Here is a 14,622-nt window from a genome sequence, read left to right on the forward strand (position 1 = left end):
GGCTTGCCGCGTGAAAGACGCACGACGCTGTGAGCCTGACGCGTACGGGTGTGCAGTGCCGCGCTCAGTCTAGTAGTGGCGGGGCTGGGATTCTGCGCCTCGTTGGCACTGTCACCCGCACGTGGCTGGACGCCGTGGACAAGCCGCGAACGGGGTGCGCGGCACCTCGCCGCGCATGACGCGGCGGGGCCGGGCATCGCGCCCGGCCCCGCCGTCACGAGGCTCAGGCCTCGTCGTTGTCCACCCAGCTCATCAGCTTGCGCAGCTGCTTGCCGGTGGTCTCCAGCAGGTGCTCGGAGTCCTGCGTCTTGTACTCGTTGTACTTCTTCAGGCCGCCGTGGTACTCGTCCATCCAGTTCTTGGCGAAGGTGCCGTCCTGGATCTCGCCGAGGACCTTCTTCATCTCGGCCTTGGTGGCGTCGGTGATGATGCGGGGGCCGGTGACGTAGTCGCCCCACTCGGCGGTCTCGGAGACCGACCAGCGCATCTTCTCCAGGCCGCCCTCGTACATCAGGTCGACGATGAGCTTCAGCTCGTGCAGGCACTCGAAGTAGGCGATCTCCGGCTGGTAGCCCGCCTCGACGAGGGTCTCGAAGCCCGCCTTGACCAGCGCGGCGGTGCCGCCGCACAGCACGGCCTGCTCACCGAACAGGTCGGTCTCGGTCTCCTCCGTGAAGGTCGTCTTGATGACGCCGGCGCGGGTGCCGCCGATGGCCTTCGCGTACGACAGGGCCAGCGCGAACGCGTTGCCGGTGGCGTCCTGCTCGACGGCCGCGATCGCCGGGACGCCGCGGCCCTCCTCGTACTGGCGGCGCACCAGGTGGCCGGGGCCCTTGGGGGCGACGAGGGCGACGTCGACGCCGGCCGGGGGCTTGATGAAGCCGAAGCGGACGTTGAAGCCGTGGGCGAAGAACAGCGCGTCGCCGTCCTTCAGGTTGCCCTTGATGGAGTCCTCGTAGACCTGGGCCTGGATCGGGTCCGGGATGAGGATCATGATGACGTCGGCCTCGGCCGCGGCCTCGGCCGGGGTCACGACGCGCAGGCCCTGCTCCTCGGCCTTGGCCTTGGACTTGGAGCCCTCGTGCAGACCGACGCGGACGTCGACGCCGGAGTCGCGCAGCGACAGCGCGTGGGCGTGGCCCTGGCTGCCGTAACCGATCACCGCGACCTTGCGGCCCTGGATGATGGACAGGTCGGCGTCGTCGTCGTAGAACAGCTCGGCCACTGGGTCTTCTCCTTGGATGTTCTGGTGGTGCGTCCCACCGTACGCGGGGGATGAGGGTGGAAGTCGACGGGTCTCGCCACGCGGACGCGGGCCGCGGGCCGGGGTCTCGGGGGCGGCTCAGGCCGACCGGTCGAGCGCCCGCAGGGAGCGGTCCGTGATGGAGCGGGCGCCGCGCCCTATGGCGATCGTGCCCGACTGGACGAGCTCCTTGATGCCGAACTGCTCCAGCATCTTCAGCATCGCTTCGAGCTTGTCACTCGATCCGGTGGCCTCGATGGTGACGGCCTCCGGGGAGACGTCCACGGTCTTGGCGCGGAACAGCTGGACGATCTCGACGATCTGGGAGCGGGTCTCGTTGTCGGCGCGGACCTTCACCAGGACGAGCTCGCGCTGGATCGCGGCGCTGGGCTCGAGTTCGACGATCTTCAGGACGTTGACCAGCTTGTTGAGCTGCTTGGTCACCTGCTCCAGCGGCAGGTCCTCGACATTGACCACGATGGTGATCCGGGAGATGTCGGGGTGCTCGGTGACGCCGACGGCGAGGGAGTCGATGTTGAAGCCGCGGCGGGAGAACAGGGCGGCGATCCGGGCGAGGATGCCGGGGGTGTTCTCCACCAGGACGGAGAGCGTGTGCTTGGACATGTTCGGGAACTCGGCTCTCTCTCAGTCTTCTTCGCTGTCGCCGAAGTCGGGGCGGACGTCGCGGGCGGCCATGATCTCGTCGTTGGAGGTGCCGGCGGCGACCATCGGCCACACCATGGCGTCCTCGTGGACGATGAAGTCGATGACCACGGGGCGGTCGTTGATGGCATTGGCCTCCGCGATGACCTTGTCCAGGTCCTCGGGGCTCTCGCAGCGCATCGCGACGCAGCCCATGGCCTCGGACAGCTTCACGAAGTCCGGGATGCGGGTGCCGGCGCTCGGCTCCTTGCCCGTGGCCTCGGGGCCCGAGTGCAGCACGGTGTTGGAGTAGCGCTGGTTGTAGAAGAGGGTCTGCCACTGGCGGACCATCCCGAGGGCGCCGTTGTTGATGATGGCGACCTTGATGGGGATGTTGTTGAGGGCGCAGGTGACCAGTTCCTGGTTGGTCATCTGGAAGCAGCCGTCGCCGTCGATGGCCCAGACCGTGCGGTCGGGCATGCCCGCCTTGGCGCCCATGGCGGCCGGGACGGCGTAGCCCATGGTGCCCGCGCCGCCGGAGTTGAGCCAGGTGGCCGGCTTGTCGTAGTCGATGTAGTGGGCGGCCCACATCTGGTGCTGGCCGACGCCCGCGGCGAAGATCGTGCCCTCGGGGGCGAGTTGCCCGATGCGCTGGATGACCTGCTGCGGGGCGAGGGAGCCGTTCGCGGGCTGGTCGTAGCCGAGGGGGTAGGTCTCGCGCCAGCGGTTGAGGTCCTTCCACCAGGCGGTGTAGTCGCCCTTGCTGCCGGCGGTGTGCTCGGCCTGGACGGCCTGGACCAGGTCGGCGATGACCTCGCGGGCGTCCCCGACGATCGGCACGTCCGCGGCGCGGTTCTTGCCGATCTCGGCCGGGTCGATGTCGGCGTGGACGATCTTGGCGAACGGCGCGAAGCTGTCGAGCTTGCCGGTGACGCGGTCGTCGAAGCGGGCGCCGAGGGCGACGATCAGATCGGCCTTCTGCAGGGCGGTGACGGCGGTGACGGCGCCGTGCATGCCGGGCATGCCGACGTGCAGCGGGTGCGTGTCGGGGAAGGCGCCGAGCGCCATCAGGGTGGTGGTGACGGGAGCGCCGGTGAGTTCGGCGAGGACCTTCAGCTCGGCGGTGGCGCCCGCCTTGATGACGCCGCCGCCGACGTACAGGACGGGGCGCTTGGCCTCGGTGATGAGCCGGGCGGCCTCGCGGATCTGCTTGGCGTGCGGCTTGGTGACCGGGCGGTAGCCGGGCAGGTCGGTCTGCGGCGGCCAGCTGAAGGTGGTCTTCGCCTGGAGGGCGTCCTTGGAGATGTCGACCAGGACCGGGCCGGGGCGGCCGGTGGAGGCGATGTGGAACGCCTCGGCGATGGTCCGGGGGATGTCGTCGGCGTTGGTGACCAGGAAGTTGTGCTTGGTGATCGGCATGGTGATGCCGCAGATGTCCGCCTCCTGGAAGGCGTCGGTGCCGATCGCCTTGGAGGAGACCTGGCCGGTGATCGCGACGAGCGGGACGGAGTCCATGTGGGCGTCGGCGATGGGGGTGACCAGGTTGGTGGCGCCGGGGCCCGAGGTGGCCATGCAGACACCGACCTTGCCGGTGGCCTGGGCGTAGCCGGTGGCGGCGTGGCCGGCGCCCTGCTCGTGGCGGACGAGGACGTGGCGCACCCGGGTGGAGTCCATCATCGGGTCGTACGCGGGCAGGATGGCCCCGCCGGGAATGCCGAATACCGTCTCGGCGCCGACTTCCTCAAGAGAGCGGATCAGGGACTGGGCGCCCGTGACGTGCTCAACGGTGGCGGAAGCCTGCGGTCCGCCGCTGCGGGGCCGCGGCTGGGGGTGGTGGGCCCCGGTGGCCTGCTCGGTCATCGGCATTCTCTTCTCGAAGCTGAGGGTTGGGCGAGAGTTTCAGCGGGTCTGGCGGTGTCTGTCAGCGTCTGCCCGGAGGCACCGGTGCAACAAAAAACCCCTCGTGCCGTGAGGCAAGCGAGGGGAGCGCGCCGGTGTGGGTCCGCAGGGCCATGTCGGGACCTGCTCAGCCGACGCGCTTTCCAAGTACGAGAATTCGGGTGCGCATGGCAATGACCCTCCACCCGGCGCACCGTCAGTGTCAAGTGGGTGGGACACGCGTCTCATTATGTGAGCGTATCGGGGGAAGGACCGCGCCGCCGTGGCCGCTCGCGTGGCCGCCCGCCCGGCCGCCGCCGCGGCCGTCCGCGTGGCTTCCGGAGGCCGCGCCGCCGGGCCCGCCGCTGAAGACGGGCAGCGGCCTCGCGCCTCCCCGGCCGCCCTGCCGGGGCCCGGGCCGCGCCGCCGCCCGGCAGGGCGCCGGGCAGCGGGAACTCGCCCCTGCTCAGGGCCCGGCGCAGCCGGTGCTCGTCGAGCGGGCCGCTGAAGGCCATGCCCTGGGCGTGGGTGCAGCCCATGGAGCGCAGGGCGAGGACCTGCTCGGGGACGTCGGCGCCGTCGGCCACGGCCTGGAGCCCGAGGTCGCGGGCGATCCTCAGCAGGCCGCCGGTGATCTTGTTGAGCCGGGTGGACTCGACGACGCCCTCGATCAGGCCGCGGTCGAACTTCAGTATGTCGGCCGGAAGCCGGCGCAGGGCGGTGAGCGCCCCGTATCCGCTGCCGAAGCCGTCGAGGGCGATCCGCACGCCGAGTCGGCGCAGGGCGGCGATCCGCTGCTCCAGCTCGTCGAAAGGAATGCGCGGGTCGCTGTCGGAGAGCTCCAGGACGAGTTCCTCGGGGGGCAGGCCGTAGCGGCTCAGCAGGGCCTCGACGGTGGCCGGCGGCAGGGACCTGTCGAGCAGCCGCCGGGCGGGGACCCGTACGGAGACGGGTACGCGGTGACCGGCGCGGTGCCGCTCGGCCGCCTGTTCCACGGCCTTCTCCAGCATCCAGCGGCCGAGCTCCGCGGCGCGCTCCCCGCCGTCGTCGGTGACGCGCAGGAACTCGGCGGGCGTGAAGAGGATGCCCTGGGCGGAGCGCCAGCGCGGCTGGGCGGCGACGGCGGCCACCCGCCCGGTGGCCAGGTCGACGACGGGCTGGTGCAGCAGGGCGAACGCCCCGTCGTGCAGGGCGGTGCGGAGCCGGCCCTGCAGCTCGGTGCGGCGGACGGCGTCGGCCTGCATCTGCGGGACGTACATCTCGACCCGGCCCTTGCCGCCGGCCTTGGCGCGGTACATGGCGAGGTCGGCGTTGCGCAGCAGGTCACCGGCGCTGATGCCGGGCTCCGCGAAGGCGACGCCGATGGACGCGGCGACCCGCACCTCGGCGCCGTCGATGTCGTAGGGCTGGGACAGAGTGAGGCGCAGCCGGTCGGCGATCTCGTGGACCTGGAACTCGCGGGCGGCCGGGTCCTGCCCGCCGTCCCCGGCGATGAGGGCGGCGAACTCGTCGCCGCCGAGGCGGGCGGCGGTGTCCCCGGCCCGTACGGAGTCCTGGAGGCGGCGGGCGGCCTGGACGAGCAGCTCGTCGCCGGCCTGGTGGCCGAGCCGGTCGTTGACGCCCTTGAACCCGTCGAGGTCGATGTAGAGCACGGCGGTGCCGGAGTCCCCGGCCCGGCGGCCGCCCAGGGCCTGGCGGACGCGCTGGGTGAACAGGGCGCGGTTGGGCAGGTCGGTGAGCGGGTCGTGCTCGGCGTTGTGCTGGAGCTGAGCCTGGAGGCGGACCCGCTCGGTGACGTCCCGGCTGTTGAAGATCAGCCCGCCCTGGTGCCGGTTGACCGTGGACTCCACGTTGAGCCAGTCGCCGTTCCCGGACCGGAACCGGCACTCGATGCGGGTGGTGGGCTCTTCCGAGGGCGGGCTGGCCAGGAAACGGCGCACCTCGTGGACGACGGCTCCGAGGTCGTCGGGATGGATCAGGGCGGCGAGCTCGGTGCCCACGAGGTCGTCGGCGTCCCGCCCGTAGACACCGGTCGCCGCGGGGCTGACGTAGCGCAGGACGCCGTTGGGGGCGGCGATCATGATGACGTCGCTCGAACTCTGCACCAGCGACCGGAAGTGGTTCTCCTTCTGGGCCAGTTCGTGGGTGAGGGCGATGTTGTCCAGCAGCATGATGCCCTGCCGGACGACCAGGGCGAGGACCACGGTGCAGCCCGTGAAGACGACGACGCGGTCCACTCTGCGGCCCTCGATGACGCTGTACAGGATGCTGAGGGTGCAGACCGCGGCCGCCAGGTACGGGGTGAGGGCGGCGAGCGATCCGGCGATGGGGCGGCTGGAGTGGCGGGCCTGGCGCGGAGCGCCCCGGGGCGGCGCGGGGAGGTCGGCGGCGCGGCGCACGCCCCAGGGCGCGTAGGCCAGGAGCAGGGAGCCCGCGAACCAGCCGGCGTCGAGGAGCTGGCCGGACCGGTAGGTGTCGCGCAGCAGCGGCGAGGTGAACAGGGCGTCGCACAGCACGGTCAGGGCGAGGGCGGCGATGGCCGTGTGGACGGCGGAGCGGTTGCCCTTGGAGCGCCGGAAGTGCAGGGCGAGGACCATGCTGACGAGCACGATGTCGAGCAGCGGGTAGGCCAGGGAGAGCGCGGCGCCCGCGACGCTCTCCCCCCGGAAGGTCGCCGTGTGCGCGAGGGCGAGGCTCCAGGAGAGGGTGAGGAGCGAGCCCGCGATGAGCCAGGAGTCGAGCGCGAGGCAGATCCATCCGGCGCGGGTGACGGGCCGCTTGGCGAGGACGAGCAGGCCGACGATCGCGGGTGGCGCGAAGAGCAGGAAGAACACGTCGGCGAGGGAGGGACTGGGCACCGGCCGGTCCTGTACGACTTCGTACCAGCCCCAGACGGCGTTCCCGGCGGCGGCCATGGCGGAGGAGAACGCGAACAGCAGCCAGGCGGGCCGCATGCGGCGGTCGTGTGCACGCGCGTACAGGAAGCAGGAGGCGGAGGCGGCGAGCGCGGCGGCGCTCAACCCGAAGTCCCCCATGATCAAGGCGAGTTCCCGGGATCCCCAGCCGAGCAGCGCGCCGAGCGCGTAGCCGCCGCAGGCGAGGGCGAGGAGCAGCGGGGCGGCGTTTCCGCCGGCGCCTCCGGGCGGGGATCCGGTACCTCCGGACGGCCCTCCGGGGCTTCCGCTGCCGCCGGGCCCGCCCGGGCCCGGCAGGGACCGGGGGTCGATGAGCACGCCCGGGGCGCTCATCGGAAGACCCCCGCCTGATCCGCTCCGGCGGGTCCGCACCCGCGGTGGTTCTGCCGCTGCGGATCCGTGCTGCGTCGACCGCGCATCACCCGTCGCCCCCCTTGCGTTCCGATCAGCCATCACGTCGGCAATCACGTCGTTCCCCGGCGCTACGTGCCGCCTTTCGACGTGCCCCCAAGATGCGACGATACACCAGGTTCGTCACTCAGGGACAGGGGCTGTGTACAGTCCGTAGCGATCAAGCTTCTTATAGGCACACAGGGCGCACATATCACTCCCGAGCGTATAAGCCTCGGAAGCCCTACCGCAGGCAACGACCGAAGGCACGCGCCGGAGTCACCCTGCCCCGGTACGTGCCCGGGGCAGGGGCCGCCGCGGCCCTACGTGGTGAGGACGACGTTCCGCAGCTCCTCTCCGGCGGCGAAGCGGGCCACCTGCTCCGCGATCAGCCGCTTGGCCCGGGGCATGAACGCGGAGGTGGAGCCGCCGACATGGGGGCTGATCAGCACGCCGGGGGCATGCCACAGGGGATGCCCGGCCGGGAGCGGTTCGGGGTCGGTGACGTCCAGAGCGGCCGTGATGCGGCGGCTCTCCACCTCGGCTAGCAGGGCCTTGGTGTCGACGACCGGGCCGCGGGCGACGTTCACGAGCAGCGCCCCGTCCTTCATGCGGGCGAGGAACGCGGCGTTCGCGAGGTGGTGCGTGTCAGGGGCGAGCGGTGTGGACAGGATCACCACGTCCGCCTCCGGGAGGAGCGCGGGAAGATCGCCGAGCGCGTGCACGGGCCCGCGCTCGGTGGTGCGCGCGGAGCGCGCGACGCGCATGACCCGGGCGCACTCGAAGGGCGCGAGCCGGTCCTCGATGGCGGCGCCGATCGAGCCGTACCCGACGATCAGCACGGACCTGTCGGCGAGCGCCGGATAGAAGCCGGCGCGCCACTCCTCGCGGTCCTGCCCGCGGACGAAGCCGGGGATCCCCCGCAGCGAGGCGAGGACCAGCCCGAGGGCGAGCTCGGCGGTGCTGGCCTCGTGCACGCCTCGGGCGTTGCACAGGGCCACGCCCGCCGGTACGTCCCCGAGGCCGGGCGTGACGTGGTCCACGCCCGCCGACAGGGTCTGGACGACCCGCAGCGACCCCATGGCGGTGAGCGGCCGTATCGCCGTCTCCATGCCCTTCATGTACGGGACGACGTAGAAGGCGCAGTCGGCGGGGTCGGCCGGGAAGTCCGGCCCGCCGTCCCAGAAGCGGTAGGTGAGCCCGGACGCGGAGGCCCCGGGCAGCCCGTCGATCTCGTCGGCCGCAATCGGCAGCCACACATCAGCAGTCATGCCCAGGAGGCTAGGCGAAGGCGCCGGTCCGCCATTGGTTAGTTTTGGGTGCGCTGCACAGGGAGGAACGGGGAGTTGGAGCGCAGGACACTCGGAGCGACCGGGCTGGGCGTGGGGGCGGTCGGCCTCGGCTGCATGCCGATGAGCTGGGCCTACAGCGCTTCCCAGCGGCGCGGTGACCGCTCGCTGCGGGCCGTGCACGCGGCGCTGGACGCCGGGGTGAGCCTGCTGGACACGGCGGACATGTACGGCCCGTACACGAACGAGCTGCTGCTGGGCCGGGTGCTGAAGGAGCGCCGGGCGGAGGCGTTCGTCTCGACGAAGTGCGGTCTGGTGGTCGGTGACGGCCACATCGTGGCGAACGGCCGCCCCTCGTACGTGCGGCGGGCCTGCGACGCGTCGCTGCGGCGCCTGCAGACAGACGTGATCGACCTCTACCAGCTGCACCGGGCGGATCCGAAGGTGCCGGTGGAGGAGACCTGGGGGGCGATGGCCGAGCTGGTCACGGCGGGCAAGGTGCGGGCGCTGGGCCTGTGCGCGGTGGGCGTGCGCGGCGGACGCCGGGGCCCGTACGACCTGTACGACGGAACGATCCGGCAGTTGGAGCGCGTCCAGCAGGTCTTCCCGGTGGCGGCGGTGCAGGCGGAGCTGTCGCTGTGGTCGCGGGAGGCGCTGGCCCGGCTGCTGCCGTGGTGCGCGGCGCGGGGCGTCGGCTTCCTCGCGGCGATGCCCTTGGGCAACGGCTTCCTCACGGGGACGCTGACGCCGGGCGGCGGCTTCGAGCCCGAGGACATGCGGGCCCGGCATCCGCGGTTCACGGCGGAGATGATGGCCGCGAACCAGCCGCTGGTGGCGGGGCTGCGGCGGGTGGCGGAGCGCCACGGGGGCGCGGGCACGGGCGTCACCCCCGCGCAGGTGGCCCTGGCGTGGGTGCTGTCGGCGGGGCGCCACGTGGTGCCCGTGCCGGGCACGAAGCGGGCCGAGTGGGCGGTGCAGAACGCGGGAGCGGCGGCCCTGGAGCTCACCGCCCGCGACCTGGCCGAACTGGCGGCCCTTCCGCCCGCCCTCGGCTCCTGGGACTGAACCGGCGCCCGCCCGCCCGGCCGGCCGTCGGACGGGCGGGCGGCAGACCGCTGTACGGGCGGGAGCGGCGGGCGAGAGCGGCGGACGGGTGGGGCGGACGGGTGGGGCGGGCGGACCGGGCGCGCGCGTGGGCGGACGGGGCGGCCGGACAGGCGGGGCGGGCAGACCGAACGGGCGCGGTGGGCGGCAGGCGGCCGGACAGGCGCGGCGGTCGGGGGCCGGGGCGGTCGGGGCGCCGGGCGTGACGGTCCGCGCGGGGCGTCCGAGGATGCCGGGGGCCGGGGGCCGGGCGTGACGGTCCGCGCGGGGCGTCCGAGGATGCCGACACGCAGGTGGTGAAGGGCGGCCGCCCGCCGGGGGCCTAGGCTGGACGTGCTGCTCGCGACACCGCTGGGGGAAGGGATCCGAACCGTGCAACGTCCCACCATGACGGCCTTGTTGGCCGCTTCCGCGCTGCTCGTCGCGACCGGCTGCGCCTCGGACGGGCAGAGCCCGCCCGGCGCCACCGGGACGCCGCCGCCGTCCGCGTCCGCGAGCCCCGCGCCCTCCCCGTCCGCCTCCCCCGCCCCGTCCGCACCGCCCGCCAAGGGCTCGGTACGGGTGGTGCGGACGGTCGCCGAGGGGCTGACGTCTCCGTGGGGGCTGGCCGAGCTGCCGGGCGGCGACCTGCTGGTGTCCTCCCGGGACGAGGGCACGATCACCCGGGTCGACGCGGAGACGGGGAAGCTCACCGAGGTCGGCGAGGTGCCCGGGGTCGACCCGGGCGGCGAGGGCGGGCTCCTGGGCCTCGCCCTGTCCCCCTCGTACGGGGAGGACCACCTCGTCTACGCGTACTTCACCACCGCGTCCGACAACCGCATCGCCCGCATGATCTACGACGAGAGCCGACCGGCCGGGCAGCAGCTCGGCGCCCCCGACACGGTCCTGCGGGGCATCCCGAAGGGCGTCATCCACAACGGCGGACGGATCGCGTTCGGGCCCGACGGGATGCTGTACGCGGGCACGGGCGAGACCGGCGAGACGGGGCTGTCCCAGGACAAGGACTCCCTGGCCGGCAAGATCCTGCGGATGACCCCCGACGGGCAGCCCCTGCACGGCAACCCGCAGGAGGACTCCGTCGTGTACTCGTACGGCCACCGCAACGTCCAGGGCCTCGCCTGGGACAGGGAGAAGCGGCTGTGGGCGTCGGAGTTCGGCCAGAACACGTGGGACGAGCTCAACCTGATCCAGCCGGGCCGCAACTACGGCTGGCCCGAGGTGGAGGGGAAGGACGGCGGGTCGGGCGACTTCGTCGACCCGGTGGCGCAGTGGGACGTGGCCGAGGCGTCGCCGAGCGGTCTCGCCGTGGTGGCGGGCTCGGCGTGGATGGCCGGGCTGCGCGGCCAGCGGCTCTGGCGGATCCCGCTGGCCGGCGGGGAACCCTCCGCCGCGCCGCAGGCGTTCCTCGAAGGCGAGTACGGGCGGCTGCGCACGGTGCTGGCGGCGGGCGGCAACCGGCTCTGGCTGGTCACGAGCGAGACCGACGGCCGCGGGACGCCGGAGCCCGGCGACGACCGGATCCTGCTGCTGGAGGTGCGGTGAGGGGGCGCCGCCCGCCGGGGTGACGGCCTTCACCGAGGGTGACCACGCGCCCGCCTGACGCCCGCCTTGGGGCGGACGGCGGTGGCTGCCCCGGGGGAGCGCGGGTGGCTGCCCTGGGGCGGCGTCCCTGCCCGGGGCCGACCTCTACGGGCCGCGGGGGGACGGTGCCTGCCATGGCCGCGGAAGGCCATGCCTGCGCAGCAGACAGGGGGACGGCAGGCCCAGGAGGGCGAAGGCCGGCACAAGTCCGGGCGGTGGCTGTGGCGGTCGCCGCTCCTCGCGCGGGACGCCCCCACCCGCCGTCCCGCGGCGGCCGCAGCCGGTCGGATCCGGCCCCGGCAGCCCGGCCTCGACTGCCAGGCCCAGGCCGCCAGGCCCAGGCAGCCCGGACTCGGCTGCCCGGACTCGGCTGCCAGGCCCGGCAGCCCGGACTCGACTGCCAGGCCCCGGCTGCCCGGACTCGGCCGGCTGCCCGCCCCGGCCGCCTCAGCTGCCGGGGACGGCCCGGGCCGCCTTCCGGTGGGCGCGCCACTCCGGGGCGAGGACGGACCAGACCTCGCTGTCCTGCCGCTCACCCCGGTACAGGTAGACCCCGCGCAGCACGCCGTCCCGGGTCATGCCGAGGCGCTTGGCGACGTTGATGCTGTCGGTGTTGGCCGGGGCGACCACCCACTCGACGCGGTGCATGCCGCGCACCTCCACGGCCCAGTCGATGATCGCCGTGGCCGCCCGGGTGACCAGGCCGCGCCCCACGGCGGCGGGCTCCAGCCAGCAGCCGACCTCGCAGGTGCCCATCGCGGGGTCCATGGTGCGGAACATGACGCCGCCGACGAGGGTGCCGTCCAGCCGGATGGCGTAGAGGCGCCCCGCGTCGGCGGCCGTCTTGTCGGCGTACGACTGGAGGAACGCCCGGGCCGACGCGAGGTCCTTGCACACGTCCGGCAGTCCGACGTACCGGCCGATGAAGTCACGGCCGCGGTCGATGTGCGCGAGGTACTCCTCGGCCTGCCAGGGCTCCAGCGGGCACAGTTCGGCGCCGTCGTCGCCCAGGGACATCGCGAACACCATGGTGGTCTCCCCCCGCTCCCCCGCCGTGCCGGCGGGCTACGGCACGAGCTCTCCGTCGCCGCTCGTGCGCTTCTCCGGGATCCTCGCACGGGCTGCCGGTACGGGGACCTCGGGGGGCTCGATGCTGATCTTCGGCAGGATCCGGTCCAGACTCCGCGGCAGCCACCAGTTCGCCCCGCCCAGCATGTGCATGAGGGCCGGTACGAGCAGGGTGCGCAGGACGAAGGCGTCCAGGGCGACGGCGGCGGCGAGGCCGATGCCGAACATCGCGATGACCCGGTCGCCGGACAGCACGAACGCGAGGAACACGGCGATCATGATGACGGCGGCGGAGTTGATGACCCGGCTGGTCTCGGCGAGCCCCACGCGGACGGCGCGCCGGTTGTCCCTGGTCTCCAGCCACTCCTCGTACATCCGGCTCACCAGGAAGACCTGGTAGTCCATGGAGAGCCCGAAGAGCACGGACACGGCGATGACCGGCAGGAAGGGTTCGATGGGGCCGGCGCTGCCGAGGCCGAGCAGCTCGCTGCCCCAGCCCCACTGGAAGATCGCCACGACGATGCCGAAGGCGGACGCGACGGCGGCCACGTTCATGGCCGCGGCCTTCAGCGGGATGCCGAGGGACCGGAAGGCGAGTAGGAGCAGCAGGCAGCCGAGGGCGATGACGACGCCGACGAACAGCGGCAGCTTGCCGATGATGACCTGCGCGAAGTCGTCGTACGCGGCCGTGATGCCGCCGACGTGGACGTCCAGTGTGGTGCCCTGCTCGGCGGCGGGCAGGACGTCGGCGCGCAGCCGCTCGACGAGGTCGCTGGTCTGCTGCGACTGGGGTGCGGAGTCCGGGACGACGGTGACCGTCGCCGTGCTGCCGTTGCCGCTGTAGGTGACGGGGCCGACGGAGTCCACGCCGGCGGTGGCGCGCAGCTGGCCGGGCAGCTCGTTCATGGCGACCCGGTCGGCGGCGCCGTCCAGCTCGGCGACGACGGTCAGCGGACCGTTGACGCCGGGCCCGAAGCCCTCGGCGAGCTGGTCGTACGCCTGGCGGGTGGTGGCCGAGGCGGGGTCGTTGCCCTGGTCGGAGGTGCCGAGGCGCAGCGACAGCGTCGGCAGCGCCAGGACGAGCATGACGACGGCGGCGACCGCGCCCAGCTTCTTCGGGTGCCGCTCGACGAACGCGGACCAGCGGGCGGCGAAGCCCGTGGGCAGCTCGGGCTGCGGGCCGTGCTCGGTGAGGCGGCGGCGCTCGCGGCGGGACAGGGCCCGCATCCCGATGAAGGAGAGCAACGCGGGCAGCAGCGTCACGGACGCGGCGACGGTGAGGATGACGGTGAGGGACGCGGCTATGGCGACGCCGTTGAGGAAGCCCAGCCCGAGGATCAGCATGCCGAGGAGCGCGATGCAGACGGTGGCGCCCGCGAAGACGACGGCCCGCCCGGTGGTGGCGACGGCGCTCTCGGCGGCCTCGGCGACGGTGAGACCGCGCTTGAGGCCCTTGCGGTGGCGGGTGACGATGAAGAGCGCGTAGTCGATGCCGACGCCGAGGCCGATGAGCATGCCCAGCATGGGTGCGAAGTCGGCGACGGACATGACGTGGCCGAGCAGGGCGATCCCGGAGTAGGCGGTGCCGACGCTGACCAGGGCGGTGGCGATGGGCAGCGCGCTGGCGGCCAGGGAGCCGAAGGCCAGGAAGAGCACCACGGCGGCGACGGCGACGCCGACGATCTCGGCGGTGTGCGCGCTCTCGCTCTCGGTGAGCGCGGCGACGGTCCCGCCGACGGCCACCTCGACCCCGTCGCCGGCCGCGGCACGGGCGGTGTCGACGAAGGCCCGGGCCTGCTCCCGCGGGATGTCGTCGGTGGCCTGGTCGAAGGCGACGGTGGCATAGGCAGTGCGGCCGTCCTCGCTGATCTGGCCGCTGTACCCGCCGGAGGTGTGGGCGTCGGCCTCGGCGGCCTGCGCGGTCCTCGCGGACTGCGGGTCGGCGTCGCCCGCGCGGGAGGCGTCGATGCCGCCGGTCGCCTCGGGGACGGTGGCGGAGCCGTACGGGCCGGTCACGGAGGTGACCCCGGGCAGCTCGCCGACCTCGTCCAGCATGTCCGTCATCCGCTGCTCGACGGCCGCGGCGCGGACGGTGCCGGAGTCGGTGTGCCAGACGATCGTGCCGCTGCTGCCGCCCTGACCGGGGAAGCTTTCCTGGAGCACGGCCGCGGCACGGCCGGACTCGGTGCCGGGCACGTCGTAGTCGTTCGAGTACGCGGAGCCGGCGATGCCCGCGGCCGCGGTCACGCCGACAAGCGCGGCCAGCCAGAGCAGTACGGTCACGAGGCGGTGGCGCATGCACCACCGGGCGAGGGCTGCCAAAGGGTCGCTCCCTGAGGGGTGTGCGGTTCGTGCCGGGAACCTCCCGGAAGAACACATGACCTGCTGGTCTGCCACTCTGACAGCCAAAAGAGATCATTTGCCCCTTTCGTGGGCTTACTCACAGGCCGGATGGCGGGGGGCCCTCGGCAGTACGGGTGGCCTGCCGACCCCTGGAAAAGCGGGCCCCGCA

9 protein-coding genes are annotated in these 14,622 nt (G+C 73.1%); 2 read left to right on the forward strand and 7 right to left on the reverse strand.

Annotated features, from left to right (window positions below; all coding sequences use genetic code 11):
* Nucleotides 1-223: 223 nt before the first annotated feature.
* From ilvC to L6E17_RS06545, 5 genes are all read right to left on the reverse strand, one after another.
* Nucleotides 224-1,225 carry a ketol-acid reductoisomerase gene (gene ilvC / locus L6E17_RS06525; RefSeq protein ID WP_236239821.1) on the reverse strand — a complete coding sequence of 334 codons (1,002 nt, stop codon included), beginning with the start codon at nt 1,223-1,225 and terminating at the stop codon, nt 224-226.
* 117 nt (nt 1,226-1,342) lie between these two features.
* Complete coding sequence (ilvN, locus tag L6E17_RS06530; protein WP_023586410.1) at nt 1,343-1,867, reverse strand: acetolactate synthase small subunit; 525 nt, start codon at nt 1,865-1,867, stop codon at nt 1,343-1,345.
* Nucleotides 1,868-1,888: 21 nt separating this feature from the next.
* A complete protein-coding gene (locus L6E17_RS06535; protein WP_236239822.1) occupies nt 1,889-3,745 on the reverse strand; it encodes an acetolactate synthase large subunit in 1,857 nt (618 codons plus the stop codon).
* A gap of 266 nt (nt 3,746-4,011) precedes the next feature.
* Nucleotides 4,012-7,011, reverse strand: a complete 3,000-nt coding sequence (locus tag L6E17_RS06540) for a bifunctional diguanylate cyclase/phosphodiesterase (protein ID WP_236239823.1) — start codon at nt 7,009-7,011, stop codon at nt 4,012-4,014.
* 380 nt (nt 7,012-7,391) lie between these two features.
* Nucleotides 7,392-8,339 (reverse strand): 2-hydroxyacid dehydrogenase, encoded by a 948-nt coding sequence (locus L6E17_RS06545; RefSeq protein WP_236239824.1) that lies wholly within the window; start codon nt 8,337-8,339, stop codon nt 7,392-7,394.
* Between the two features lie 75 nt (nt 8,340-8,414).
* Between L6E17_RS06545 and L6E17_RS06550 the strand changes: the two genes are divergently transcribed.
* On the forward strand, nt 8,415-9,422 hold the full coding sequence (locus L6E17_RS06550; protein WP_236239825.1) for an aldo/keto reductase: 1,008 nt from the start codon (nt 8,415-8,417) through the stop codon (nt 9,420-9,422).
* Between the two features lie 426 nt (nt 9,423-9,848).
* A complete protein-coding gene (locus L6E17_RS06555; RefSeq protein ID WP_236239826.1) occupies nt 9,849-11,003 on the forward strand; it encodes a sorbosone dehydrogenase family protein in 1,155 nt (384 codons plus the stop codon).
* Nucleotides 11,004-11,489: 486 nt separating this feature from the next.
* Here the strand turns inward: L6E17_RS06555 and L6E17_RS06560 are convergent, their stop codons facing one another.
* Together L6E17_RS06560 and L6E17_RS06565 are read right to left on the reverse strand one after the other, a co-directional pair.
* Complete coding sequence (locus tag L6E17_RS06560) at nt 11,490-12,068, reverse strand: GNAT family N-acetyltransferase (RefSeq protein WP_236240378.1); 579 nt, start codon at nt 12,066-12,068, stop codon at nt 11,490-11,492.
* A gap of 39 nt (nt 12,069-12,107) precedes the next feature.
* A complete protein-coding gene (locus tag L6E17_RS06565; RefSeq protein WP_236239827.1) occupies nt 12,108-14,432 on the reverse strand; it encodes an MMPL family transporter in 2,325 nt (774 codons plus the stop codon).
* Nucleotides 14,433-14,622: the final 190 nt, after the last annotated feature.

The sequence above is a fragment of the Streptomyces sp. CC228A genome, from assembly GCF_021390935.1.
GTDB lineage: Bacteria > Actinomycetota > Actinomycetes > Streptomycetales > Streptomycetaceae > Streptomyces.

What these genes read in the sequence shown, in the direction of transcription:
- ilvN (WP_023586410.1), bottom strand. Translation starts at nt 1,867, where the DNA reads ATGTCCAAGCACACGCTCTCCGTCCTGGTGGAGAACACCCCCGGCATC.
- L6E17_RS06535 (WP_236239822.1), bottom strand. Translation starts at nt 3,745, where the DNA reads ATGACCGAGCAGGCCACCGGGGCCCACCACCCCCAGCCGCGGCCCCGC.
- L6E17_RS06540 (WP_236239823.1), bottom strand. Translation starts at nt 7,011, where the DNA reads ATGAGCGCCCCGGGCGTGCTCATCGACCCCCGGTCCCTGCCGGGCCCG.
- L6E17_RS06545 (WP_236239824.1), bottom strand. Translation starts at nt 8,339, where the DNA reads ATGACTGCTGATGTGTGGCTGCCGATTGCGGCCGACGAGATCGACGGG.
- L6E17_RS06555 (WP_236239826.1), top strand. Translation starts at nt 9,849, where the DNA reads ATGACGGCCTTGTTGGCCGCTTCCGCGCTGCTCGTCGCGACCGGCTGC.